Here is a 25,372-nt window from a genome sequence, read left to right as displayed (position 1 = left end):
CCGTGTTCGGCGCGCCGCGTGAAGCGGTGTGGGTCATCGGCATCGGCGCCGGTAGCAGCAGTCCCGCTTGTATCGACATCGACGACGACCGTGTGCGGCCGCTCGTCACGACCGCACGGAGCGACGCGAACGCTCACCTAACCCGGTGGTGCATCGCGCTCGGCATCGCCGTCCGATGCGTCATCGCCCGACCGATCGTTGCGCCAGTGCGCAAGCTCGCGCCACAGCGCCGGCCGCGCATGGTCACGCGGCGGCAATTCAATGACATACGCGACGCCACGTACGTTGACCACCGCACCCGAGTCGGGCAGCGCGAGAATGCCCGCGGACGACGGATCGTCGTCCGGCTCGGCGGCGACGGTTGGGCAGGGCGGGCATGGCGACATCATGCGAATTCTCCGTGGGGTGTCGAAGCGGTGCATCAGTAACGGACCCGCCCGACCAGGCCGAGCGGATCGATCGCGTGCTGGACGGCGCCGGCGAGTTGCCGTTGCGCGGCCGGCACGTGCTTGCGGTAGTACGCGATATTGACCGGCCCGACGCCATGCTCGGCGCTGAAGCAGCCGCCTGCCTGCACGACGCGGTCGTACAGCGCGCCGCGCAGCGCCACCTGCTGCAGCGGCCCGTAGCGATGCGCGTCGGCATGCGGGATCGACACGACGAGATGGCAGCCGCCGTCGCCGAAATGGCCGAATGCATGACAGCGCAGCGACGGATGCGCGGCGGCGAGCCACCGCTCGGCGTCGGCGACGAATCCGGCCAGCGCGCCGCGCGGAAACGACACGTCGAACGACAGCGGCACGCCGTCCTGCGCGACCGCGGCCGGCAGCGCGTCGCGAATCCGCCAGAACCGCTCCGCCGGCGCGCACGCCGCGTCGAGCACCGCGCGATCGCTTGCGAGCGCGTCGAGCGTCGCGACGGCGCGCTCCTCCAGCAGCGCATCGAGCCCCGGCATGCCGGTCGCGATCTCGACGAGCGCGTAGCAGGCGGTCGTGCCGGCCTCGAACGGCGCGCGCAATGCGGGAAACGCGGCGGCGACGCAACCGACCGCCGCCGCCGACATGAATTCGAACGCCGACAGCGTCTCGCCGAATGCGCGTTCGAATGCGAGCAGGCCGGCGAGCGCGGCGTCGTACGACGCGAACGCGACGAACACCGCGCACGACGACCGTTCGAGCGGCGCGAGCGCGAACGACACGGCGGTGACGAGCCCGTTCGCGCCATTCGCGCCGATGAAGCATTGCGCGACGTCGAAGCCCGCGTTGCGCTTGCGCAGCGGCGCGAGCGCGTCGATCACGGTGCAGGCTTCGTCCGCCAGCACGACTTCGACGCCGAGCACGTGACGGCGCACGTCGCCGTACTTGATCAGGCGGCTGCCGCCCGCGTTCGCGCCGACGAGGCCGCCGGCCGCCGGATCGCTGCCGAGATCGATCGGCACGCAGAGCCCGGCGTCGCCCGCGACGCGATTGATGTCGGACAGCCGCACGCCGGCCTCGACCGTGATGCTGCGATTGGCCGGATCGAACGCGCGAACGGCGCGCATCCGCTCGAACGACACCACGCATTGCGTGCCGCTGCGATCGGGCACGGCCGCGCCGACGAGGCCCGTGCGCGCACCTTGGGCGACGAGCGCGATCCGGTGCGCGACGGCGGCGCGAACGAGCGCGCACACGTCGGCGGTCGATGCCGGCCGCGCGACGCCGAGCGGCACGCCGCCGTGATGCAGGACGTCGGTCGCATACGGCTCGCATGCGGCGCCTTCGAGCCAGCCGTCGCCGAGCGCCGCGGCGAGCGCGTGCCGCGGCGCGGCGTGTGCCGCGTGTGCGGGCAGCGCGTTCATCGTCAGCTTGCCCGCGCGAGCTGCTTGCGCAGCCGGCCGCGTACGACGACCAGCGCGATCAGCGGCACGACGCCGCCCCACAGCGGGCTGTGGCGCATCGCGATCGACACCGCGAGCGCGACGATGGTGACGGCGAGCAGCACGAGCGACAGCGAACGCGCCCGCGCGCGATCGACGAGCGTGCCGTCGACGAAGCCGCCGTCCGACCACGCGGTATGCACGATGCCGACCACCAGCACGCAGACGAGCATCGCGGCCGGCCCGAGTTCCTCGCCCCACAGACGGCTACCTGTCGGCGAGACGAGCGCGAGCACCGCGCCGATCACGAGGAACAGGTCGACGCCGAGCGCGATGCTGTTGCGCTCCGCGCGGCGCATCAGCCACGCGCCGTGCACGAGCGCGAGCACGCCGCCGATCAGGAACGCGTGGGTCCAGCGCAGGTCCGGCTGTTCGGGGCCGAGCCGGCCGTAGAACAGGAAGACGATCGCCGGCAGGAAGTTGCTCGCGTGCAGCAGGTAGCCGGTTATGGGATGGGTCGATTTCATCTGTGTCTCTCCTTCGTCGAAACAGCGGGGCGACGCGTCACGCGTCGTGCCACCGGAACAGCCGCGCGGCGGCGAACAGGAACAGCGCGGTGCACGCGGTCATGCCGAGCAGTTGCGGCGCGAGCTGCGCGTACGGCGCGCCGTCGACCAGCGCGCCGCGCAGCGCGACCGCGAACTGGTTGGTCGGCAGGAACGCGAGCCCGGCCTTCAGCCACGCGGGCGCGTCGTGCATCGGAATCGTCAGGTCGCTGAAGAACAGCAGCGGGTAGTAGGTGACGTTGCACGCGAGCTCGGCGGCCGCGAGCGAGCGCGTGCGGCTGGCGAGCAGCACGCCGATGCTCAGCACCATCGCCGCGCCGAGCAGCACGATCGGCAACGCGCGCAGCCCGTCCGGCGTCGCGATCGGCAGCGCGATGCCGAACGCGACGCGCGCGACCGTCAGCAGCACGAGCGCCGACAGCGCCATCATCGCCATCCGCGCGACGATCAGCGCGGCGAGGAACACGCCGCGCGACACCGGGAAGCACACGTACAGCTTGAACGTATTGCGCTCGCGCAGCGCGGCGATCGCGGTGGTCGTCGAGTTCAGGCCGATCGCCATGAACGCCATCACCAGGATGCCGGTCGCGAAGAACGCGCCGTAGTCGAACGGGCGGCGCGTGGGCGCGGCATTCTCGAAGCGTGCCTGCGCGGCTGGCAGCCCGAGCCGCTGCGCGGCGCAGCGCGCGAGCGCGATCTCGACGACTCTCGATGCCGCCTTGACCGCGAGCGAGCCGTTGAAGTCGTAGCGGATCGTCGCCGGCGCGCGCTCGTCGGCGCCGAGCACGACGGTCACGCGCTCGGCCGGCGCGCCGTGGCCGCCGAAGGTTGCCTTCACCGTGTCGCTGTGCGACAGGCTGGCGACGATCTGCGCCTGGCACGCCTGGTTGTACGGCGTCGCGCCGCCGGGCAACTCGAACGCGATGTCGGCCGTGCCGAGCGAACCGGAGCCGCCGAACGCGAACAGCATCACGCTCAGCAGGAACACGGGGAACACGAGCGTCCAGAACAGCGACGAGCGGCTGCGCAGATAGCCGAGCAGCTCGTTGCGCACGAGGATCAGGAACACCTTAGTCATGGCTCGGGCCCTCGGTGCACAGGCGCAGCAGGTCGCCCGGCGTGCTCGGCGCGAGCGCGAGATGCTGGATGCCCCGTTCGCCGACGATCCGGTGCACGTTCGGATGCAGCGTCGCATCGCCGAACGCCTCGACCACGTGCGCGGCCGACACGCGCACGCCGGTCACGCCGGGCAGCGCCGCGAGCCGCTTGCGCAGCGCGCGCGCATCGGCCTCGTCGCGGCAATGCAGGACCGCGCGCGCATCGCCGACGAGCTCGGCGCGCAGCGTGTCCTGGTCGCCCTGGTAGCGCACGCCGCCGTCGCGCACCCACACGAGATCGTCGACCACGCTCAGTTCTTCCTCGGAATGGCAGATCATCGCGATGCTCGTGCCGCTTGCGCGGTGGCGCAGCAGGTCGACCACGACGCCCGCGTAGCGGCGGTCGAGGCCCGTGAACGGTTCGTCGAGCACGGCCAGCTCGGGCCGGTGCGCGAGCGCGACGTAGAGGTCCACGCGCTGGCGCTGCCCCTTCGACAGCGCGCGGCACGGCTTGTCGAGCAGTTCGGCGATGCCGAGCGCGTCGGCGATCGCCGCATCGATGTGCGCGTACATCGCGCGGTGCAGCGCGACGATCTCCGACACGCGCAGGTGATCGGGATACTCGACCTTCTGCAATTGCGCGCCGATCCGCTGCAGCGAGCGCGAATCGCGCATGAAGCGTTCGGCCGGCACGTCGAGCACGCGTACGTCGCTGCCGCCGCGCCGGAAGCCGAGCAGCGTTTCGAGCAGCGTGGTCTTGCCGGAGCCGTTCGGCCCGACGATCGCGGTGATCGCGCCGAGCCGGAACCGCACGTGGCGCGCGGAGAAGCGGAAATCGCCGGCCGCGACGTCGATCGCGCGCGCGCCGAGCGCCGCGCCCGGCGCATGCGCGTCGGGCAGCGGCGGCGTGCCCGCGCGCCGCGGCCGGTCGAACGCGGCGGGCGGGCCGAACATCGCGCGCACGGACGCAAGAAACGAAACGCTCATCGTCGGCATCCTCAGTCGAACAGCATGACCTGCGTGTCGCGCACGCCGCGGTACGGGTTGCGGCCGTGCGCGACCAGCATGTTGTCGACGACGAGCACGTCGCCGGCCTGCCACGGGAACGCCCGTTCCTCTTCGTCGAGCGCGTCGTAGATCGCCACCAGATCGTCGAACGGCATCGGCGAGCCGTCGCCGTAGCGGATCTCGTACGGGAACGCGGCGCGCGTGCCGTACATGCGCTGCAGGTAGCGATAGCTGAGCGCGCCCATCGAGCGCGGGTTCGGGTGCTGCGCGCTCGCCTGGTTGAACCACACCGTCTCGCCGGTGCGCGGATGCGTGCGCAGCGCGCTGCCGACGTGCGACACGGTCACGCTGCCGTCGTCGAGCCAGCGGCAGCCGACGCCGCGTTCCGCGCACAGCCGTTCCACTTCGTCGCGCGCCGTCGTGCCGAATGCGTCGTCCCACGGCCGGTGGTACGCGGCGAACGGCAGGTTCGGGTTCGCGGCGAGGCCGTCCGCGCGGTCGCCCGGCGCCGCGAAATTGCGCAGGTACATCACGCCGCGTTCCGCGAACCGCGCGCGCAGCGCGGCCGGCACGCGCGCGGTCACGCGGCGCATGTCGCAGATCGGCGTTTCGCCGCCCGCGTCGGCCGGCTGCCGGCAGTAGAACGCGACGAGGCGCGGGAACGCGGGCATGTAGGCCATTTCCTGGTGCAGCCCGATCTTGAACGGCGGCGGCATGCGGGTCGACTCGTAGACCTGGCCGTCGATCTGCCGGCGCGGCGCGGCGCCGGCCGTGTAGCCGTTCGCGTGCGCCGGGTAGAGCGCGCCGAGGCGGCCGAACGCGGCGGTGTCGGGTACCGCGAAGCCGCGCCACAGCAGCGCGCCGCATGCATCGAGCAGCGTGTCGATCGTGTCGAGCCGCGAGCGGTACCACGCGACGAACGTCTCCGGCGACGTCGCGAGTTCGGCGCTGCGCGGGCTCACGCACAGCGGCAGCGTCGCGCCGGGCGCGACCGGCGCGCAGTGCACGTCGTCGGCGCTGAGCCGCACGGCGGCATGTGCGGCGAGGAAGGCGAGATCGGTCATCGCTCAGGCCAGCGCCGGTTTCTTCAGCAGGATTTCGAAGCCGAGCGCGCCGAGCCCCGCGCTCGGGCTGTAGATCGACGCAACCTGCGTCAGACCGGCTTCGGCCACCAGCGCGTGCGCTTCGTCGAGCGTGATCTTTTCCTCGACGTGGGTCGGCGGATAGTCGGCGGCCGCGCGCATCTCGGTGAAGCGGTCGAGCAGGTGCTGCGGCGCGTCGCGGCGCATGTCGTGCACGAGCGCGATTCCGCCCGGCTCCAGCACGCGGTACATCTCGGTGAGGCTCAACGCCTTGTCGGGCAGATGGTGCAGCGTCGCGCGGCCGACCGCCATCGTCAGCGTGCCGGCGTCGAACGGCAGCGCGAGCGCGTCGCCGACGCGCATCTCGATCGTGTCGTCGAGCCCGAGTTCGCGAATGCGCGGGCGGCCTTCGTCGAGCATTGCCGGATCGAGGTCGATGCCGACGTAGCGCCAGCCGCGCATCGCCGGATCGGTCGCGAGCCGCACCGGCACGACGCCGGTGGCCGTGCCGATGTCGGCGATCGTGCCGGGCGTCATCCCGCGCGCGAGCTGGCGGATGCGGCTGATGAACAGCAGGTCCCACGGTTCGAGCGTTTCGGTGGCGAAGCGATCGTAGTCGTTCGCCGGGCGCAGGTTCTTGAGCAGCATGACGTTCCTTGTGCGAAAGGGTGAGGGTTCACAGCCAGCCGACCGGCACGGCGGCCAGCAGCCGTCGCGCGGTCGCGCTGTTGACGCCGAACGCCGGGCGGCGGCGCCGTTCCACCGCATGCGCGGCCATCGCCGCGATGCGCGCGCCGAGCCCGACGCCGACGCCCCACGACGGCGCGGAGACGCCGAGTTCGAGCAGCGTCGCGGCAGTCAGGAAATCGATGTTCGGCCGCAGCGCGCGGCGTGCGTCGGCCTGCGCGCAGCACGCGTCGAACAGCGTCACGTAGCCGCCGCCGAAGCCGCAGGCCGCGAACCGGCCGCGCATGTGCGGCGGACGCGGATCGGCGACGAACAGCGGATGGCCGAAGCCGTACAGCGTGCGTTTCGCGTCGAGCGCCGCGTCGATCGCCGCGCGCCCGGCTGCGTCGAGCGCGGCCGACGGTGCGCCGGCGCCGCCGGGCACCGATCGCGCGAGCGCCGCGAGCCACTGCATCGCTTCGAGCGCGGCGCCGACGTGCGACGGCCCGCTCGCGAGGAAGCCGGACGCGATCGCCTGCGTCAGCGTGACGCCGGTGCCGATCGCGACGCGCGGCGCGAGCACGGTCGGCGTGATGTAGCCGAAGCCGGCGTGCCACGCGACGAGCAGCATGTCCATCGCGGCTTGCGCCGGCGCGTCGTGGCGCGTCGCGCCGGTCAGCGCGAGCATGCGTTGCGCTTGCGTCCGCGCGGCATCGAGCGCCGTGACGCCGCCGGCGCGCGGGCCGGCGGCGAACGGCCGGCCCTCGATCGCCGCGTGCAGCAGGAACGGCGCGGCGGCCGCGCACAGCAGCATCGTGTCGAGATCGGCATCGTCCGGCGCCGGGCCGCGCATGCGTTCGAGCACGTCGTCGAGGCCGCGCAGCAGGCCGGACGCGGCCGCGAACACCGGCGCGACGCCCGCCGCACCGAGGTCGGCTGAAACCGACTGGGCGACCGAGCCGGGCGCCAGCGCGTCGGAGAACGCCGCGAGCCGCGCGGCGATCGCGGCCTCGTGCGCGCGATGGTCGGCGCGGCCGGGCGCGACGTCGAACCACAGATGCGCGAGCGCGCCTTCGAACGTCGTCGCGCCGATCAGCGCGTTCAGGTCGAGATCGCGCACGCGCAGCGCTTCGGGGTCGAGCGTCGCGCCGTCGATGTCGGTGCCGCGATGGCGCGTCGTCGGGCGGCCGAGCAGGTTGCGCGGCGCATCGGTGGTCGGGGCGGCGGGGATGCCGGAATCGAGTGTCGTGTCCATGTCATTCCGCCGCGGCGAGTTCGTCGCTGCTGACGCTGATCGCCGCGTGCGCCATCGCGGCGATCACGGCCGCGTGCTGGTCGACGACGGGCAGCACGTTCGCGAAGTAGTAGCGCGCGCTTTTCAGCTTGCCGCGATAGAACGCGAGCTCGGCCGGCATGTCGGCCGTTTCCGGCGCATCGAGCCGGCGCGCGGCGATCGTCGCCGATTCGAGCAGCACCCACGCCGACGTGACCACGCCGAACATCTCCAGAAAGCGCGTGTAGAACTGGCTGCTGCGATGCGTGTGGCCGTCCTGCACGTCGCGCGCGATGTCGTCGAGCGCGGCGGCGATCCGGTCGGCGCCCGCGCGCAGCGCGTCGAACAGCGGCCGTAGCTCCGCTTGCGTGCCGGCGTGGTGCTGCTGGGCGAGGAATGCGTCGAGTTCGTCGCGGTAGTACTGGATCAGCCGCGAATGGCGGCCGAAGCCGAGCTTGTCGCGCACGAGGTCCTGCGCCTGGATGTAGTTCGTGCCTTCCCAGATCGACAGGATCTTCACGTCGCGCGCGTTCTGCTCGACGGGGCTCGCGTCGGTATAGCCGAGCCCGCCATGCACCTGGATCGCCGTCTCGCAGATGCGCCATGCCTGGTCGGAGATGAACGCCTTGCAGATCGGCGTCAGCAGCAGTTGCAGCTTGCGGTGGCGCTCGATCTCGGCCGGGTCGGCGTCGGGCGTCGCTTCGAGCATCGCCGCGCGCGTCGCGGTCGCGGCGAGCTTGCCGAGCAGGCCGCGGCAACCGTCGACGCGGCTTTTCATGTCGACCAGCATGCGCTGAACGTCCGCGTGCTCGACGATCGCGACGCGCGCGGCGTTCGTGTTCGACGCGCGCTCGATCGGCCGCCCCTGCAGCCGGCGGCCCGCATACTCGACCGCGTGCAGGTACGCGCTCGACGCGACGCCGACGCCGAACATCCCGGTGCTCATCCGCGCCTGGTTCATCAGCGGCATCAACTGCAGCAGGCCGACGTTGCGCCGGCCGCCGAGCAGCCAGCCTTTCGTCGTGCCGTTCGCGCCGAACACGAGATGCGTGTTCGCGCAGCCCTTGAGCCCCATCTTGCGCGGCAGGCCGATGCAGTCGACATGGTTCGGCCGCAGCTCGCCGGTCTCTTCGTCCGGCCAGAAGCGCGGCACGACGAGGCACGACAGCGAGAATGAATCCGGCGATGCGGTATCGATGCGCCCGAGCACGAAATACAGCGTGTTTTCCGTCAGCTCGTGCATGCCGGCCGAGATGTAGACCTTTTCGCCGTCGATCGCGTAGATATCGCGTTCGAGCGGCGTCGCGCGCAGCGCGACCGCGGTGAGGTCGGTGCCGGCCTGCGGTTCGGTCGCGCAGAAGCACGCGTCCCAGCGGTACGCTTCGAGCGGCGCGATCAGCGCCTTCTGATGCGGCGTGCCGTGCATCTGCAGCAGCTTGACCGCCGGGCGCGTGAAGCCGCCGTACGTCATGAACGACGGATTCGCGCCCATGAACATCTCGTAGATCATCTGCGTGACGATCGGCGGCAGCCCGTGCGCGGTGCCGAACAGCGTGTTCGACCACTCGTCGCGAAAACGCGCCCACAGCGCATGGAAATGCGAAGGAATCCGTACCTGGCCGTCGTCGAGCAGCGTGCAGCCCTCGACGTCCGCCTGCTGGTAGCTGCGCCCGAGGTCGAGCGCGAAGTCGCGCGCGCGTTCGAGCAGCGCGTCGACGGACGCACGATCGTGCGCGCTGTACGGCCCGTGTTCGAGAAAGTGCCGATCGGCCTCGAACAGTTCCCACAGAAAGAAGCGCAACTCGCGCAGGCTGACTTTGTATGCGCTCATCATGCGTCTCCTTCGATATCGAGCGCGGCGTCGAGGCCGCCGGCCAGATCGACGACGGCCGCCGCCGCCGCGCCATGCAGCGCCGTGTCCCAGACGAGCACCGTGCGGCGTTCGCCTTCATCGAGCGCGCCCGCGAGCCGGATCAGCGCGGCGGCCGACTCGGCCGACGACAGATGGCCGGCCCCGTCGTGCTGGATGCGCGCGCCGACCGGGATCGACGCGGCGTCGGCCACGCGCGCCGCGAAGCCGGGATCGAAGCCGGGCGGCACGCACCAGTCGAGCTGGTTCGCGCGCAGGTTGGCCTGGTCGAGCGCGCGGCGGATCGCGCGGGCGGCGACCGGCGCGAGCGTGTCGCGCAGCGCGGCCGGCGCATCGGCCCACGGATCGGCGACCGATGGCCCGAACTCCATCGCGACGGCGCGCACGCCGCCCCACGCGGCCGGTTCCGGCGCCGGCCCCGCGCGCGACACGAGCAGCGCGGCGGCCGCGTCGCCGTAACCGACCAGATCGCCGAACTGGCGGAAGAACGGGTAGAGCCACTTGTCACTGAGGATCACGAGCGCCTGGTCGCCTTCGTCGAGCAGTAGCCCGTCGAGCAGCATCAGCGCCGAATACCAGCCGAGCGTGCCGTTCTGGCCGAGCGCGAACGGCGTCACGCGCTGCAGCCCGAGTTCGTACTGCATGCGGCCGACGACCGAGTCGCCAATGCCTTCGTTGAGCGCGCAACTGGCGACGATCAGATGCGTCGTGCGCGCGAGCGCGCCGGAGCCGAGCTGGTCGCGCAGGTCGAGCGCCGCATCGGCGGCGAGATCGGCGAGGCTGCGCCCCGGCGGCGCGACGCGCAGCGCGGGCCGGCCGCCCGGCGCGAGGCGCGTGCCTTCGTCGGGCGTCAGCGCGCCCATGCCGCGCGGCCGCGCAAAGCGCGCCTGCGGCAGCAGCAGGTGCCGGTAGCCGGGATGGCGCTCCTGCGCCTGGATCGCGCTGAACACGACGGCGGGCGGCAGCACCACGACGCCGCCGGACAACGCGAGCGTGCCGGGCGCGGCGACGCGCGGCGCGCCGACACAGGGTTCATCGAGCGTCGACGAGGTCATGCGGCGGTCTCCTCGAGGTTCGGGCGCGCGAACGCGTCGCGATACTGCGCTTTCAGCGCCGGTCGGTCGATCTTGCCGTTCGGGTTGCGCGGCAACACCGGCAGCGGCTCGACGACGAGCGGGTTCATGTAGGTGGGCAACGCGTCGCGGCACGCGCGGGCGATGTCGATGCGGCACGCGTCGGCATCGAGCGTCGACACGACGCACGCGGCGATCGCCTCGCCGAGCGCCGGATGCGGAACGCCGAATACCGCGGCCTCGCGGATGTGCGGCAGCGCGAACAGCACGTCCTCGACCTCCGTGGGGCTCACGCGATAGCCGGACGTCTTGATCATGTCGTCGCCGCGCGCGACGAAGTACAGGTAGCCGTCCGCGTCGCGCCGCACGATGTCGCCGGACCATACGGCGACGTCCGGGCGCGGAATCTCGCCGTGCCGGCGCGGCAGCGGCCGAAAGCGCTGCGCGGTCAGCTCGGGCCGGTTCCAGTAGCCGAGCGTGACGAATGCGCCGCGATGCACGAGTTCGCCGGGCTCGTCGGCCGCGCATTCGCTGCCGTCCGCGCGCAGCACGAGGATTTCCGCGTTCGGCACGGCCTTGCCGATCGACGTCGGGCGCAGCGCCGCATCCGCGGGCGGCAGGTAGGTCGAGCGGAATGCTTCGGTCAGCCCGTACATCAGGTACGGCGACGCGTGCGTGAACAGCGCCTGCAGACGGTGCAGCAGCGGCGTCGCGAGATGGCCGCCGGTGTTCGCGAAGCGGCGGATCCGCGTGCGCGCGGCGTCGCTCCAGCCGGCCGACGCGAGCTGCATCCACAGCGGCGGCACGCCGGTGATCGACGTGACGCCGAACGCGTCGCAATGGCGCGGCACTTCGGCCGGCTGCAGGAAGTCGAGCGGCGTGTAGCACGCGCCGGACGCCAGCGCGGTCGTCAGCTGGCTCAGGCCCGCATCGAAGCTGAGCGGCAACACGCCGAGCACGACGTCGTCGTCGGCGAGCTGCTGGTACGCGGCGACGCTGAACGCGCCCGACACCAGGTTGCGGTGCGATACGACGACGCCTTTCGGCTTGCCGGTCGAGCCGGACGTGTAGAGCAGCGCGGCCGGATCGTCGTCGACCGGGCGGCCGGCGGGGGCCGCTGCCGACGCCGGCGTGTCGGTGCCGGGCGCATCGATCGCATCGATCGCATCGGCCAGTTCCTCGATCAGCAGCGTGCGCGTGCCGACGAGCGCGGCGAGCGCCGGCAGGCGCTTGAGCCGCTGCGCACCGGTCACGAACAGCGCGGCGCCGCTGTCGGCGACGATGTGTTCGATCTGCGCTTCCTTCAACTGCGGGTTGACCGGCACGAAGATCGCGCCCAGCGCGTTGGCCGCGAGCATCGCGACCACGGTTTCGATGCGCTTCGGCGCGTAGATCGCGACGCGCTCGCCCGGCTGCACGCCGCGCGCCGCGAGTACGGCGGCGGCGCGCCGGACCGCGCGGGCGAGCTGGTCGTAAGTCAGCGTGCAGCCGCCGTCGGCATACGCCGGACGATGCGGCCAGCGCGCGGCACCATGTTCGAGCAGGTCGGCGATGCTGATCAATGCGTTCATGATCGGCTCCTCTGGTTCAGGCAGGCCGCACGTACACGTGCGCGGCTTCGTGGGACAGGAAATGCGCCATCGAGTACGTGCGGTGATACGCGCCGCAGCGTGCGAACACCGCGATGTCGCCGACTTGCGGCGGCGCGCCCGTGTCGTCGCGGCCGATCACGTCCGCGCGGCTGCAGGTGCTGCCGACGTAGAGCGTCGGCACACCGCGCGACGGCGGCGCGGGTGAGCGGCGCACGAGCGACGGCGCGGCCAGGCGGCGCATCACCGATTCGGTCTGCGCGAGCAGGAACGCATGGGACAGCCCGCCGTCGCAGACGGCGATCGTGCGGTCCTGCCACGCCTTCACCGCGACGACGCGCGTCGCGAACACGCCCGCATCGGCGAAGATCGCGCGGCCGGATTCGTGGGCGAGCGAATACTGGCCGGCCAGCGGCGCGAGCGCTGCGGCATAGCGCTCGAAAGCGGCATCGCCCGGATGATCGTCGGCGAAGCCGCCGCCGAGGCTCAACGAGCCGAGCCGCGCGCCGTTGGCCGGCGCGAGATCGCGGGCGAGCGCCGCGAGCAGTTCGGGCAGCACGAGCGTGTCGGGCTGCGCCGGGTCCTGGCGGATGAACGAATGCGGGCCGGAGAACACGTGCAGCCCGGCCACGGGCAAGCCGGCGGCCGCGAGCGTGCGCACCGCGTCGTGCGCCTCGTTCGGCGTCATCCCGAAGTGGTCGTGCCACTGCGCCCGCGCATGAACGCCGGCCAGCGCGCCGGCGTTCACGCGCAGCAGCACGGCGCCCGGCGTGCTGCCGCCGGCCGCCGCTTCGCGCGCGAGCGGCACGAAACGCGCGACCGCGTCCGGGTTGTCGAGCACGAAATGGCAGCGCGACGCGAGCCCCGCACGCATGAACATCTCGTCCATCGACGGATTGTTCAGGTAGCGCGGCGTCCTGATCCGGCCGATTACCGCATCGAGTTCGCCGCGGCTCGCGAGTTCGACGCCGTCCTCGTACGCATGCGCGCAGCGCGCGAGCATGTCCTGGTTCGGGTTCGCCTTCAGCGACACGATCAGCCGCGTGCCGAGCCGCGCCTTCAGCGACCGGTAGCGGGCGATCGCGACCTCCGGCTCGTACACGTAGCACGGCGTACGCAGGTCGGCGATCCACGCGTGATCGGCGGCGGGCGGAAGCGGGCGTTCAGGCGTCATGGCGGCCCACCGGATGAAGCGTGGCGGCCGCATACGCGCCGCAGTTCGACTGCATCACGCCGAGCACGCGCTTGCCGTGCGCGAGCGCATCGAGCCCGACGTCGGCCAGGTTGATCGGGAAATCCGAACAGCACGCGTGGCCGCGCGCATGGATGTTGTCCGCATAGAGCCGCTCGGCCGGCACGCGCATCGCGCGGCATAGCGCGTTCCAGCCGGGCAGGTCGGCGTTGTGCGGCAGCACGAGGTCGTACGCGTCGAGCGCATGCGGCTCGAGCGCGACGGCCGCGTCGATCGCCCGGCGTGTGTACGGCCACTCCATCATGATCAGGTCGGCCTCGTTCGCGGCGACCGTGTCCGACCCGCGATGCCATTTCGCGTGCGTTTCGATCGCGATGCCGCCGAGCCGGTTCTTCGTGCTGTTGCGCGCGATCAGCATCGCGGCCGCGCCGTCGCACTGCACGCCCGTCATCTGCCGCATCCGGTAGTCCTCGCCGTACACGCGGTCGGACGACACGACGAGCGCCGCGTCGAGCCGCGGATGGCGGCGCATCAGCGCGCGCACGGTTTCGATGCCGGCCGCGACCGACACGCAGTTCAGTTGCGCGACGGAGCCGAGCCACAGCGGCTCGATGCCGAACTGCGCGGCCACTTCGTGCGGCAGGCTGCGCGGCGCCGGCGGCACGCTGAATTGCTGCGTATGCACGTGCACGATCGCACCGACGTCGGACGGATGCACGCGCGCGGTGTCGAGCAGCCGGCCGACCGCCGCGATCGCGAGATCGGTCTCGCTCGTGTCGAGCGCCATGTGGAAATAGCGGCTGCCCGACAGCGCGATCGCGGCCGCCCGCTGGGCCGGATAGTCGCGCTCGGCGGCCCAGGCCTCGATGTCGACGGGCGGGCCCGGCAGCTCGTAGGCCACCGCGTCGATGCCGATCCAGAAGCCGGCGTCGCGGGATGCGTGGGAAGAGGGCATCGTCATGTCAGTTGAGCGGCATCGCCGCGTAGTCGAGGACGTCGAGCTTTTCGAAGGTCGCCTGCACGGTCGGCGTGAGCAGGCCCATTTCGCGGATCGTCGGTACGAGGCGCCGGAAGATCGAGCGGCGGATCGAGCTCGACACCGGCGATTCGCGCACCATCGCGCTGCATTCGCGCTTGGACAGCCCCATCGGTTCCCAGATGTCGTCCGCGCACAGGTGCTCGTAAAGCACGGCCGCGCCTTCGCAGATGAACTCCTCGCGCTCGCGCAGTTCGTGCGAACTCATTTCCGCGTACACGCGGCACAGCGTGATCCGGCCGACCGCGAAGTGGCGCGCTTCGTCGCGCTGGATCCGCAGGAACAAGTCCTTGATGAACGGGTCGGTGCTGTACGCGACGACGCTCTGGAAGATCGACAGCGCGATGCCCTCGACGAGCACCTGCATCCCGAGGTTCGTCATGTCGAGCGCGCTGCTGGTGATCGTGTCGTGCAGCAGCCCCTTCAGCGAGCGGCTCATCGGGTAGCTGACGTCGAGCTTCTCGTTGACGAGCTTCGCGTACGCCTCGACGTGGCGTGCTTCGTCCATCATCTGCGCGGCCGCGCACAGCCGCGCGCTCAGGCCGCTCTCGGCCGACGCGAGCTTCGACGCGCAGATCAGCGCGGCCTGCTCGCCGTGCAGAATCTGCGACAGCAGCCAGCCCTGCGCGTGATGGCGCACCTCGCGCTTGTCGGCGTCGGCGAGCTTGCCCCACAGCTCGGTGCCGTAGATCAGGAGCGTCGGGTCGGGCATGCCGAGCGGGTTGGCCGGATCGAGGTCGTGGCGCCAGTCGACGTCGGTCGCGACGTCCCACTGCGCGGCCTTCGCCTTCTCGTACAGCCGGTTCAGCGCCTCTTCGCGCAGTGCGTAGTCGTTCGACATCAGCGCGTCGACGGGCATCGACCAGCGGATATCGGCCGTGTCCTGCATCACGGTAAGCGTGTCATTCATGTCAGGGTCTCCCCGGCCGCGCGGCGGCGCCGGAATGATGGGCGGAATCGGTGAGCGGGGCGGCGGCGCGCGACGCGCCCGGATGCGGTTCGAGCCGGATCGCGAACGACGGCCACGCGCCGCGCAGTTGCGCGTCGAACGCGTCGGCGAGCCGCGCGGGCCAGATCGCGCAGCACACGCGGTTGTCGCCGGCGAATTCCGCATCGCGCAGAATGCGGTCGCCGATCCACACGACCGGTGCGCCGCGCGCGGCGTCGCGCAACGCTTCGTCGTACAGGTGCACGCCGAGCAGCACGTGCGGCGCGAGCAGTTCGGCCGGCAGCGCGCCGAAATACGGCGCGCACACTTCGATGAACACGCGGGCGTCCGGATGCACGGCGTCGCGGATCCGCGCGGTGATTTCCGCGAGGAATCCGAAATACTGCACGTGGTCGAGCAGCACGCGGCGCTCGCCGCCGGCCGCGTCGTACGCATTGCCCGCGTCGTACGCGTCGCCGGCCGCTTCCGCGAGCGCGGCGCGCGCATAGTCGGCCGGCGTGTCGAGCGGCATCCGGTACGCGCTGGCCGCGACCGCGACCGCGACCGGGCGCCGTGCGTCGCGCTCGATCCGGTAGGTGAAGTGAACGGGACGCACCATGTCATGCCTCGCCGTCGAGAGAGAACGTCGCGTCCGGCGCGAACGCGACGTCGGCGATCGCGTAATAGCCGTTCAGCGCGAGCGAGCAGACGGCCGCGCGGCGCGGCGTGTCGCCGTCGCGGTGCGCGAGCAGCACCGACAGCCACGGGTCGCTGCCGAACGCATGCCCGAACACGCCGTGGCCGTCCGGCAGCAGCGGCGTCTTGCCGACCGACGCGAGCAGCGCGCGGCGCGACGTGGCCGGGAAGAACGGCAGCGCCGCGCGCAGCCCGGGGCGCGCCGCGCAGAACGTGCGGATGTCGCGGCCGAGCCGCACGACCGCGCTGGCCGGCGGCGCGGCGTCGGCGATCACCGACACCGCCGGTTCGCGGCCGACGTCGACGAGCAGCGTGCAGATGCCGAAGCCCGAGCGTCCCCACGCGGGATTGCCGTGCCAGTACGTATAGCCGTGCACGTCGACGTCGACGATCTGCAGCAGCAACGTGCGCGGCCCCGTCTCGGCCGCGGTCGCGAGCGTGCGGCGCAGCACGTAGCCCCAGCCCGCGCATTCGTACGAGCAGGTCATCCAGTCGGGCGCGTAGTCGTTCGCGCCGGCCAGCGCCTGCGCGAACCCGCGATGCTGCGGCGAATCGTTCATCAGCAGCATCGACAGGATCGTCGAGCTGACCACGTAGTCGTCCGCGCCGACCGCGCCGCACAGCCGCTCGCGTTCGGCGCACGCGAGCGTGCCGATCGCGCGGGCCGTGTCGTCGAGCGGCGCGGCCACGCCGTCGCGCGACGGCGCGACGCGCCGGTACGCGAGCGCCTGCACGGTCAGCGCAGTGGCCGGGGCCGGCTGGACGGCGGCGGCCGCCATGGGGGCGAGGGGCGCGAGCATCGCCGTGTCAGGCCGCGTGCTGCTGGCTGCGCAGTTGCGCGTCGAGCTGCTGCAGCGTCGTGTACTGCGTGATGTTCAGCGCTTCCGGATCGATCGAACCGTAAAGCTGTTCGCAGAACACGATCAGCTCGACGATGTTCAGCGAATCGATGCCGAGTTCGCCGATGCCGGCGTCCGTGTCGACGGTTTCGACGTTGAGGATCTTCGCGACTTCGCGGGACAGGATGTCGAGCGCGTCGGCCGGAACGTTCTGGGTCGTCATGAGAGGAGCTCCTGGAGTTGAGTGGGTTCGATCGGGATCGATCGGCCTGTCGCGTGGGTCAACTGCCGGCTTCGCAGCGCAGGCTCTTGCGAAGCTCGTGATAACAACGGTACGAACTGCCTTCCATCTTCGAAAACGCCAGCAGGTCGCGCTGGTCGTCGAACAGCTGCACCTTGCCGTCGCGCACGAGCGCGGTCAGGAACTCGTTCGACAGCAGCTTGATCGCGAGCACGCGCTGCACCTTGCCGAAGCTGTAGTGCGCGTCGTCGGTCTGGCTGCGCGCGGCGTCCGCGATGAAGCGGTGCACGGCGCGCGCGTCGGCGTCGAGCTCGATGCGGCCGGTCCGTTCGAGCCAGCCGACGTGCGCCATCAGCGCGCGAACGAAGTACGGCCGCACGACGGTCAGGTATTTGTTGAACACGGTCGGGCCGCCGATGCGCAGGCGATCCTCGGCGGCGACGCGTACCTGGCCGCCGACGTTCGCGAGCTGCAGGTTGCCCGCGAGGAACGGCGCGCCGCACGTTGTGCGTTTCAGTTTTCGATACTCGTCGGGCCACACGAGATAGGCGGCCGGGAACATCACGCCCGGCACGCGTGCCGCGACGACGGCCATGCAGTCGCGGTGCGCCTCGATGCCCCACACCTTGTCGACGGTCAGCGCGAGCCCGTTGTCGTCGCTGCGCACGACCGTGCGCCAGGCGGCGAGCGTCGGGCCGCCGCCGTCGCTCATCAGGAACGCGAAGTGATGGCCGGCGTCGATGCACTCGCATGCGCGGCGGTTCTGGTCGTCGGAGAAGAATAGTCCGAACATGATGCGGATGAACGCGCGCATGAACGGCTTGAACAGGTGATGAAATCCTTCGCGGCCGATCTGTTCGAGCAGCGCTTCGGTGAGCGGCGCCTCGTCGTGCCGCAGCGGTGTCGACGCGGACGCATCCGGCAGTACGTCCGGTACGGCGGTGCGCAGCGCGATCACCATCTCGCTGTCGAGCAGCCGCACGGCGGCGGCTTCGACGAGCCGGGCCGCCGCGTGCGGCGGCGTGCCGATCGCGTCGAGGTGGCGCAGCACCGGATACGCGGCCTGGTCGGCCACGCGCAGGCGCAGCGGCGGTGCGATCGGGGTGGGGGCGGAAAGCGTGGACATGGCAGGGTTCCAGTCAGAAACGCACGCGCACGGCGGCGTCGATGCGGGTGCCGAGACCGACCATCCGGTACTCGGAATTGCTGTCGGAAAACGCGTGCGACACGGCGACATCGACACTCACGCGTTTGTTCACGTCGGCGACGACCTGCGCGATCGCGAGCAGGCCCTTGTCCTGCGGCGAATAGACGCCGCGCAGCGAATACTCGACGCGGCCGATCTTCTTGCCGAGCCGCGCGAACAGGTAGTCGCGCAGGTTGCCGTCGACGCTCACGAAGTTGGCCGTGCCGCCGAGGCCGGCCAGCGCGGCGCCGGGCGCGACGGGCAGCAGCGCGTTGTTCGCCTGCGCCGCGCCGACCATCCGGCGCCACTGGCTTGCGTCGTAACGCGCTTCGTCGTGCGACCACTCGACGATCAGCGACAGGTTGCCGGGCAGCGCGCTCTGCATGCCGACCGCGCTGCGCCACATGTACTGGCGGTCGTTGCGGCGATCGACGGCGTCGTAGGCCGCCGCCGAATCGAGCGGCGTGCCGTTCGCGATGAAGGCCGGCAGCGGCCGCGTCGTGCCGCGTTCGACCCACGCGCTCGCGTAGACGGTGTTCGAGCGCGCGACGTCGAACGACAGCGTCGCGCCGGCGCCGCCGCGGCCCGCGTGACGGCCGGCGAGCAGCGCGGCCGAGCCGCCCGACCCGTTGTAGGCGCCGCGCACGAGCTGCGTCGCGCCTGCTACGTCGCGGTTGTCGACGTCGTTGCGCAGCGTGCGGTTCTCGCCGGCGATGAACTGCAGCGTGGTCTGCTCGCCCGCCCATTTCGCTTCGACGAGCGGCGTGCCTTCGACGTCGCCGTAGCGATCGTAGATGTCGGCCGTCGCGGCCCGTTTCTGGAAGAAGCCGAGCGGAAAGAACGCCTGAGACGTGTCGAGCGCGTCGATCCGCTTGCCGGCCGTGAGCGTGATGCCGTTGTCGAACGCGTAGCGCACGCCGGCTTCGTTGAAGCGGCTTGCCTGCGCGCCGAGCGAATGGTTGCTCGCGACGACGCGCGCATTCGCGAACAGGTTCTCGCCGTCGATGCGCGCGAGCAGCCCGGCTTCCTGCTGGTCGCGCGGCGAGTCGCCGATCAGGCGGCCGAGCAATGCGCGGCCGTCCATGCTGTCGACGGAGCGCGCGTAGCCGATGCCGTTGAGCGTGCCGAGCTGGTCCATCAGCGATTCTCCATGCGCGAGCGCGCAGCCGAGCGCGAGCGGGATCGCGAGCGCGACACCGGGCCAGCCGCGGCGGGCGCGATCGGGTGATGAGCGGAGGCGGTCACGATGAGCATCGGCATCGGCGTCGTACTCACTGGCCATCGGCGAGCGTGTCGGGGTTGAACCAGCCCGACGGAATCTTGCGCGGCTGACCGTCGAGGATGTCGACGACGCTCGCGCGCTGCTTCTCGACCTCGTTGCGATAGGTGATCTTGCGGATCACCTTGCGGCCGTTCGCGTCGACCGGCGCGGAGAAATCGGCGCTGCGAAACAGCAGGCCGCTCGCGAGGAAGAACTGCGCGCGCACCGGCACGTCGGTGTCGGGCGTGACCCACAGCTTGATCGTCGGATAGACGTTGTCGGGATCGGTCGCGCTCAGGTCGAGCTCGGTGGCCGGCTTGCCGGCGATCGTGGTCGTGCCGGGGGCGGCCGTCGCGCGATAGCTGTCCGCCCAGTGCGTGCGCGTGATGTCGCTGATCACGACTTCGCCCTGCAGCCGCTGCATCCCGTTGATGCGCACCGCGCTGCGCGTGTTCGGCACGTAGAACCAGTGCCCGCGCGTCGTCGCGAGGTACTTCTGGCCGTCATTCTCGCCGCTGCGCGTCAGCGCGAGCGTGTCGCCGTTGCCGCGCGTGTAGACGAGATAGCGCGTCGCGTCGCCGGACTGTCCGCCGACCTCGTTGGTGATCTCGATGTCGGTCTGCGTATCGGCGGCCGTGCTGCGGTACGCGTCGGCACGGGCGAGCATGGTCTGGGCCGTCGGCGTGTCGGCCGCCTGCGCGGCGAGCGGCGCGCACGCGACGAGCGCGGCGAACGTCAGGCGAATGCGATTCATGGGGCGAGTCCTTCGAGGATGTTGCGTTTCGCGAGACCGAGCGTCGCGAGCAGCGCCGCGGCCACGCCGAGCACGACGAACGCGGCTTCGACGGCGGCCACGGCGGCGGGCGACACCGTGAATTCGAGCAGGATCGGCTTCACGCGGCCGGGCGGCGCGGGCAGGTGGATCTGCGCGTGATTGAGCGCGACCATCGTCAGCAGCGCGAGCGCGATGCCGGCGGCCGCGCCGAGCAGGCCGAGCAGCGCGGTTTCCTGGATCAGCACGCCGCGCACCGTCGCGGCCGGCACGCCGAGCGCGCGAAGCGTCGAGATCTCGCGGCGGCGCTCGACGATGCTCATCAAGATCCAGTTGCTCATCGACAGCAGGATCGTCACGCACAGGATCGCGCCGAACACCGAGAACTGGTTCTTGTACAGCGCGACGACCTGGTGATAGAGCGACACGAGCTGGTCCCAGGTCTTCACGTCGAGCGTCGGCAGCGCGGCGCGCAGCGTCGCGGCGGCGGCCGGCGTGCCGGCGGTGTCGTCGAGGAACACCGCGATGCGCGACGCGCGGTCGGTGCGCAGCAGCGCCTGCGCGGCCGTGAACGTCACGTCGACGATCCGTTCGTCGACGTCCTTGTTGCCGGTGCTCATCACGCCGACGATCTGCGCGTCGGTCGCGTTGATGCCGCCGTGCGCGGTCGACGCCATCAACTGCACGACCGAGCCGACGTGCACACCGAGCTTGCGCGCGAGTTCCGCGCCGACGACGACTTCGGTGCCGGCATTCGTCGGCGACAGGTAGCGGCCCGACAGCACCGTGTGATAGTCGAAGAAGCCGGGCGGCTCGCGGTTCGGCTCGATGCCTTCGCCGACGAAGCCGTAGCTGAGGTCGCCGTTCGACACGAGGCCGTCGAAGTCGATGCCGCGCGCGGTCGTCGCGACGCCGCGCAGCTTTGCAATCGCCTGCGTGGCGGCGGCCTGCTCGTCGGCGGTCAGCCCGTACTGCAGCGGCCGCTCGCCGATCAGGTCGAGATAGCCGTGGTGCAGCACCTGCACATGGCCGACGCCGCTGTCGATCGACCCTTCGCGCACCGCGTCGAAGGTCGCGATCACGTAGCCGAGCGCGAGGCTCGACGCGAACGCGGCGACACCGATCATCGCCATCGTCAGCACGGTGCGGCGCTTGTTGCGCCAGAGGTTACGCCACGCAAACGTCGACCAGTTCACGATTCACTCCCGGTACGCCGTCGCGCATCTCGATGCGGCGCGGCAGGTGCGCGCACAGACGATCGTCGTGCGACGCAATCAGAAAGGCGGTGCCCAGCGTGCGGTTGGTGTCGAGGATCAATTCGGCGACCGCCCGCGCGTTGGCGCTGTCGAGGCTCGCGGTCGGCTCGTCCGCGATCACGATCGCCGGCTCCTTGGCGAGCGCGCGAGCCAGCGCGACGCGCTGCTGCTCGCCGCCGGACAGCTCGCCGGGGCGATGCCGTTCGCGTGCGGCGAGCCCCACCGCGTCGAGCATCGCGCGCGCGCGTTCGCGCCGCGTGCGCGGCGTGCCCCACGCGAAGCAGCCGAGCTCGACGTTCTCGAGCGCCGACATCACCGGAATCAGGTTGAATTGCTGGAACACGAAGCCGATGCGTTCGCGGCGAATCCGTTCGAGCGTGTCCGGCGCGTCGTCGATCCGGCGGCCTTCGAGCCAGCGTTCGCCGCTGCTCGGCACGTCGAGAAAGCCTGCGAGGTTCAGCAGCGTGCTCTTGCCGCTGCCCGACGGGCCGACGAGCGCGACGACGTCGCGCGGGGCGATCGAGATCGTCGCGCCGCGCACCGCGACGACGTGGCCCGCACCTTCGTACACGCGCGTGACGTCGCGCAGTTCGAGCACCGGCGGAAGCGACGCGGGCGTCATGCGAACGCTCCCTGGCCGGCTTCGGCGACGACGGCCGATGCGGCGATCACGGGCAACGCGCCGTTCGCATAGAGATCGCGGCATTTCAGGCGCTGCAGCTTGCCGCTCGTCGTGCGCGGCAGCGAGCCGGGTTCGACGAAGCACAGATCCTGCGCGGCGAAGCCGATGCGCGACGCGAGCAACTGCTGGCACTCGGTGCGCGTTTGCGGCGTCGCGTCGACGGGCCGTGCCTCGATCGCGACGACCAGCCGCTCGGTGCCGGTTTCGGGGTCGGGCAGGCCGAACGCGATGCACGTGCTCTTGCGCAGCGTGCTGTGCGACGCGAGCGCTTCCTCGATCTCGTGCGGGAAATAGTTGCTGCCGCGAATGATGATGACTTCCTTCTTGCGGCCGAGGATATGCAGCTGGCCGTCCGCGACGTAGCCGATGTCGCCGGTGCGGAACCAGCCGTCGGCCGTCAGCGGCGCGGCGATCGTGCCGTCGTCGGGATCCAGGTAGCCGAGCATCACCGACGTGCCGCGGATCGCGACTTCGCCGACCGCGCGGTTGCCCAGCGCATGGTCGCCGTCGTCGAGGATGCAGAACGCCATCCCGTCGATCGGCGTGCCCATCGCGAGCACCGTTTCGGTCTCCGTCTCGCGGCCGTCGTTCGCGGCGGCCGGCTGCGCGTCGCGGCGCTCGATCAGCGCGCGCCGGTCGAGCGTGTCGGCGATCACGTACGGTGCGCCTTCAACCGCGCCTTCGTGCCATGCACGATGCATCGATACCGCGAGCGTCGATTCGGCCATCCCGTAGCACGGCTGCAGCGCCGACGCCGCCAGCCCGTACGGCGCGAATGTCGCGGCGAAATCACGCAGCGTCGCGTCGTCCACGCGTTCGCCGCCGATGAAGATGTTGCGGCACGCGGACAGATCGACGCCGTCCATCGCGGCGGCATTGAAGCGGCGCACGCAGTAGCGCAGCGCGAAGGTCGGCACGGACGTCGTCGTCGCGCGTGCCGATGCGATTCGCTTCAGCCAGCCGAGCGGATTCCGGATGAAGCTGTTCGGCTGCATCATCAGCAGCGGCGCACGGTAATGCAGGTTGGACAGTAGCGTGAGCAGCCCCATGTCGTGATAGAGCGGCAGCCACGACGCAGTGCCGTCGCCGGCCGCGATATCGAAGCGCACCGACCCGCCGATGCCGAGCACGTTCGCGATCACGTTCTCGTGACTCAGCACCGCGGCTTTCGGATGCGACGTCGACCCCGACGTGAGCTGGACATGATGCGGATCGTGGCCGCTCTTCGCGCTGATCGGGGCGCGCGCGCCGGCATCCGCGGCGCTCGACAGCGTCGCGAGATCGACGACGCGCGTGGCGGCCGCCGGAAACGCGTCGTCTCGCCACGCCGCGGCCTGCGCATCCGCGGCGATGACGAGGCGCGGCCGATACAGCTCGCACGCGACGTCCGCCACCTGCCGCGCGGCCGTCGGCCGCCGCACGGGAACCGGCACGGTGCAGGGCAGTGCGCCCGTCATCACGCAGGCCATCATCGCGGCCGCATGCTCGACCGACGCGGGCAGCGCGAGCATCACCAGATCGTTCTCGCGCACGCCGAGCTCGTGCAGCGCGCCGGCCTGGCGAAACACCTCTTGCGCGAAGTGCCGGTACGTGATGCCCGCTTCGCGGCCCGCATCGTCGACGAACGTCATGCGATGCATGGCGCCCGCGACGTCCTCGAGCGATTCGATCAGGCGATGAATGGTGGATGCGTACTTCGTCACGAGGGTTCTCCCCTTGAGGAACACGGCCGCTCGCGCCACGGTGCCGGCGGCGCCGTTCGTCGAGTGAGGAGGATTCTTGCCGGATCGATCGGCGGCGACAAACGGAATCTATGCAGGCTATGCATGAGCGGTACGCATCCACGAGGTGACTGGTCGGTCTCATTCGACCGGTCGTCTAGTTCACGATGTGGTGCGCTCATGCGCGGGCGTCATGCAATGCGTTCGGAAAATTCGTTTGTCCGAAACATCGACTCACAGAAGAATGGCAACCCAGCAGCGCGCCAGCGTCGCCGCGTCATCGTGCCGGGCAGCCCGGCCCAAGGAGAGCGTCTTGTCCGTCACCTCATCGCTTGTCGCCCGGCCGAAACCGGTTACAGACATGAAGAGCCGCCCGAGCGGCGTGGTCTTCTCGCTGAAGCTGGTTGTATACGTTGCGCTCGTCGCGCACGGGATGATGTTCGCGCTGTCGGCGCTCGTGATCCTGAAGGCGGTCGGCATCCTGCTGATCGGTGCGATGTATGCGCACGGCGTCGAGCTGCAGCACCAGGCGCTGCATTACCAGGGATTCCGCAGCAAGCGCCTGAACATGGTGTTCGGCGTGCTGCTCGGCATGCCGATGCTCGTGTCGTTCCACGCATACCAGGACAGCCACCTGCGCCACCACCGGCTGCTCGGCACGCTGGAGAACAAGGAGTTCTTCGACTACGGCGACCAGTACGGCGCGAGCCCCGTCGTCAATGTCGGGCTGTGGATGTGGCGGCTGTCGATGGCCGCGCACTATATCCAGTTCGCGAGGAACGTCGTGAAGCTCGTCGTGCCGGGTGCGCGCTTCGGCGACAATGCGCTCGTGTCGCGCGCGATCCGCCGCGACTACCTGCTGATGGCGGCCGCGATCGCGCTGCTCGCGGCGCTGTCGTTCGTGCTGCACACGTGGTTCGTCGTCTGGGTGTGGGTCGTCCCGCTCGTGTTCGTCGCGGCGCCCGTGCACGCGCTGGTCGAGATGCCCGAGCACTACCGCTGCGACCTGACGAGCACCGACCCGTTCCGCAACACGCGGACGATCGAGAGCAACGCGTTCATGACGTGGTTCACGAACGGCAACAACTATCACGTCGAGCATCACATGATGCCGAACCTGCCGATCGAGCGGTTGCACGACCTGCATGGCGCGATCGCGCCGCGCATCCGCTATTACCACCGCTCGTATCGGCAGTTCTACCATGCGCTGCTGCGCGGCCGGCTCGCGCCGCGTTCGGTGGACGACGATCGGGACGATCGCGAGCCCGATGCGGAAGCCGCCGCGCCGGCGTCGACGCAGTCGGCATGAGCGCCGGTGCGGATTGCATGGCGACGACGGTGACGACGATGCTCTATCCGGAACTTTACAGGTCGCTCGAAGCTGTCCGCTGGGACATGGAGAAGGACATTCCGTGGGACAAGTTCGACGCTTCGCTGCTCACCGACGAGCAGGCGAAGACGATCAAGATGAACGCGATCA

Annotated in this window: 24 protein-coding genes and 1 pseudogene; 2 read left to right on the top strand and 23 right to left on the bottom strand. The window is 70.7% G+C overall.

Annotation, left to right across the window (positions count from 1 at the left end; genetic code table 11):
* Window positions 1–137 precede the first annotated feature (137 nt).
* Genes LGM42_RS21975 through LGM42_RS21865 form a run of 23 tightly spaced genes read right to left on the bottom strand, consistent with a single transcriptional unit; the run spans window position 138 to window position 23,874 of the window.
* A complete protein-coding gene (locus LGM42_RS21975) occupies window positions 138–389 on the bottom strand; it encodes a hypothetical protein (RefSeq protein WP_226233170.1) in 252 nt (83 codons plus the stop codon).
* A 32-nt stretch (window positions 390–421) separates the two neighbouring features.
* Window positions 422–1,840, bottom strand: coding sequence for an FAD-binding oxidoreductase (locus tag LGM42_RS21970; RefSeq protein ID WP_226233169.1), 1,419 nt, complete (start codon window positions 1,838–1,840; stop codon window positions 422–424).
* A 2-nt stretch (window positions 1,841–1,842) separates the two neighbouring features.
* On the bottom strand, window positions 1,843–2,385 hold the full coding sequence (locus LGM42_RS21965; RefSeq protein ID WP_226233168.1) for a permease: 543 nt from the start codon (window positions 2,383–2,385) through the stop codon (window positions 1,843–1,845).
* Between the two features lie 37 nt (window positions 2,386–2,422).
* On the bottom strand, window positions 2,423–3,502 hold the full coding sequence (locus tag LGM42_RS21960) for an ABC transporter permease (protein ID WP_060009074.1): 1,080 nt from the start codon (window positions 3,500–3,502) through the stop codon (window positions 2,423–2,425).
* Window positions 3,495–4,508, bottom strand: a complete 1,014-nt coding sequence (locus tag LGM42_RS21955; RefSeq protein WP_226233167.1) for an ATP-binding cassette domain-containing protein — start codon at window positions 4,506–4,508, stop codon at window positions 3,495–3,497. The genes LGM42_RS21960 and LGM42_RS21955 overlap by 8 nt, the downstream gene beginning before the upstream one ends.
* A gap of 11 nt (window positions 4,509–4,519) precedes the next feature.
* Complete coding sequence (locus LGM42_RS21950) at window positions 4,520–5,593, bottom strand: TauD/TfdA family dioxygenase (RefSeq protein ID WP_226233166.1); 1,074 nt, start codon at window positions 5,591–5,593, stop codon at window positions 4,520–4,522.
* Window positions 5,594–5,596: 3 nt separating this feature from the next.
* Window positions 5,597–6,259 carry a class I SAM-dependent methyltransferase gene (locus LGM42_RS21945; RefSeq protein ID WP_059579171.1) on the bottom strand — a complete coding sequence of 221 codons (663 nt, stop codon included), beginning with the start codon at window positions 6,257–6,259 and terminating at the stop codon, window positions 5,597–5,599.
* A 28-nt stretch (window positions 6,260–6,287) separates the two neighbouring features.
* Window positions 6,288–7,532, bottom strand: coding sequence for a citrate/2-methylcitrate synthase (locus LGM42_RS21940; protein WP_226233165.1), 1,245 nt, complete (start codon window positions 7,530–7,532; stop codon window positions 6,288–6,290).
* 1 nt (window position 7,533) lies between these two features.
* The gene (locus tag LGM42_RS21935; RefSeq protein ID WP_059579165.1) at window positions 7,534–9,381 is read right to left on the bottom strand and encodes an acyl-CoA dehydrogenase; all 1,848 of its coding nucleotides are present in this window, start codon (window positions 9,379–9,381) and stop codon (window positions 7,534–7,536) included.
* Window positions 9,381–10,475 (bottom strand): hypothetical protein, encoded by a 1,095-nt coding sequence (locus LGM42_RS21930; protein ID WP_226233164.1) that lies wholly within the window; start codon window positions 10,473–10,475, stop codon window positions 9,381–9,383. The genes LGM42_RS21935 and LGM42_RS21930 overlap by 1 nt, the downstream gene beginning before the upstream one ends.
* The gene (locus tag LGM42_RS21925) at window positions 10,472–12,064 is read right to left on the bottom strand and encodes an acyl-CoA ligase (AMP-forming), exosortase A system-associated (RefSeq protein ID WP_226233163.1); all 1,593 of its coding nucleotides are present in this window, start codon (window positions 12,062–12,064) and stop codon (window positions 10,472–10,474) included. The genes LGM42_RS21930 and LGM42_RS21925 overlap by 4 nt, the downstream gene beginning before the upstream one ends.
* A 16-nt stretch (window positions 12,065–12,080) precedes the next feature.
* A complete protein-coding gene (locus tag LGM42_RS21920) occupies window positions 12,081–13,256 on the bottom strand; it encodes a PLP-dependent decarboxylase (RefSeq protein WP_226233162.1) in 1,176 nt (391 codons plus the stop codon).
* Entirely contained in the window at window positions 13,246–14,235 is a 990-nt protein-coding gene (locus tag LGM42_RS21915) for a 3-oxoacyl-ACP synthase (protein WP_226233161.1), read from the bottom strand. The genes LGM42_RS21920 and LGM42_RS21915 overlap by 11 nt, the downstream gene beginning before the upstream one ends.
* A gap of 1 nt (window position 14,236) precedes the next feature.
* Window positions 14,237–15,220 (bottom strand): ferritin-like domain-containing protein, encoded by a 984-nt coding sequence (locus tag LGM42_RS21910; protein WP_059579151.1) that lies wholly within the window; start codon window positions 15,218–15,220, stop codon window positions 14,237–14,239.
* 1 nt (window position 15,221) lies between these two features.
* The gene (locus LGM42_RS21905) at window positions 15,222–15,857 is read right to left on the bottom strand and encodes a hypothetical protein (protein WP_060309934.1); all 636 of its coding nucleotides are present in this window, start codon (window positions 15,855–15,857) and stop codon (window positions 15,222–15,224) included.
* 1 nt (window position 15,858) lies between these two features.
* Complete coding sequence (locus tag LGM42_RS21900; protein WP_226233160.1) at window positions 15,859–16,734, bottom strand: hypothetical protein; 876 nt, start codon at window positions 16,732–16,734, stop codon at window positions 15,859–15,861.
* A gap of 7 nt (window positions 16,735–16,741) precedes the next feature.
* Window positions 16,742–16,996, bottom strand: a complete 255-nt coding sequence (locus LGM42_RS21895) for an acyl carrier protein (RefSeq protein ID WP_006481176.1) — start codon at window positions 16,994–16,996, stop codon at window positions 16,742–16,744.
* 58 nt (window positions 16,997–17,054) lie between these two features.
* Window positions 17,055–18,140: a hypothetical protein gene (locus tag LGM42_RS21890; protein ID WP_060309932.1), complete on the bottom strand. Its 1,086-nt coding sequence runs from the start codon at window positions 18,138–18,140 to the stop codon at window positions 17,055–17,057.
* Between the two features lie 13 nt (window positions 18,141–18,153).
* Window positions 18,154–19,482, bottom strand: a complete 1,329-nt coding sequence (locus LGM42_RS21885) for a hypothetical protein (protein ID WP_226233159.1) — start codon at window positions 19,480–19,482, stop codon at window positions 18,154–18,156.
* Window positions 19,472–20,215, bottom strand: a complete 744-nt coding sequence (locus LGM42_RS21880; RefSeq protein WP_226233158.1) for an outer membrane lipoprotein-sorting protein — start codon at window positions 20,213–20,215, stop codon at window positions 19,472–19,474. The genes LGM42_RS21885 and LGM42_RS21880 overlap by 11 nt, the downstream gene beginning before the upstream one ends.
* A complete protein-coding gene (locus LGM42_RS21875; protein WP_060309929.1) occupies window positions 20,212–21,429 on the bottom strand; it encodes an ABC transporter permease in 1,218 nt (405 codons plus the stop codon). The genes LGM42_RS21880 and LGM42_RS21875 overlap by 4 nt, the downstream gene beginning before the upstream one ends.
* Entirely contained in the window at window positions 21,401–22,111 is a 711-nt protein-coding gene (locus tag LGM42_RS21870; RefSeq protein ID WP_059639033.1) for an ABC transporter ATP-binding protein, read from the bottom strand. The genes LGM42_RS21875 and LGM42_RS21870 overlap by 29 nt, the downstream gene beginning before the upstream one ends.
* Window positions 22,108–23,874 (bottom strand): fatty acyl-AMP ligase, encoded by a 1,767-nt coding sequence (locus tag LGM42_RS21865; RefSeq protein ID WP_226233157.1) that lies wholly within the window; start codon window positions 23,872–23,874, stop codon window positions 22,108–22,110. Before LGM42_RS21865 ends, LGM42_RS21870 begins: the two co-directional genes overlap by 4 nt.
* Window positions 23,875–24,253: 379 nt before the next feature.
* On the opposite strand from LGM42_RS21865, the gene LGM42_RS21860 reads away from it, so the two are divergent.
* On the top strand, window positions 24,254–25,201 hold the full coding sequence (locus LGM42_RS21860) for a fatty acid desaturase family protein (protein ID WP_226233156.1): 948 nt from the start codon (window positions 24,254–24,256) through the stop codon (window positions 25,199–25,201).
* A gap of 29 nt (window positions 25,202–25,230) precedes the next feature.
* Window positions 25,231–25,372, top strand: a pseudogene (locus LGM42_RS21855) (ferritin-like domain-containing protein); the annotation flags it as partial.

The organism is Burkholderia sp. AU39826 (assembly GCF_020419965.1).
In the GTDB taxonomy this organism is placed as follows: Bacteria; Pseudomonadota; Gammaproteobacteria; order Burkholderiales; family Burkholderiaceae; genus Burkholderia; species Burkholderia semiarida.
Note: the sequence above shows the minus strand (reverse complement) of the source record. Positions and strands in the feature narration are given on the sequence as shown.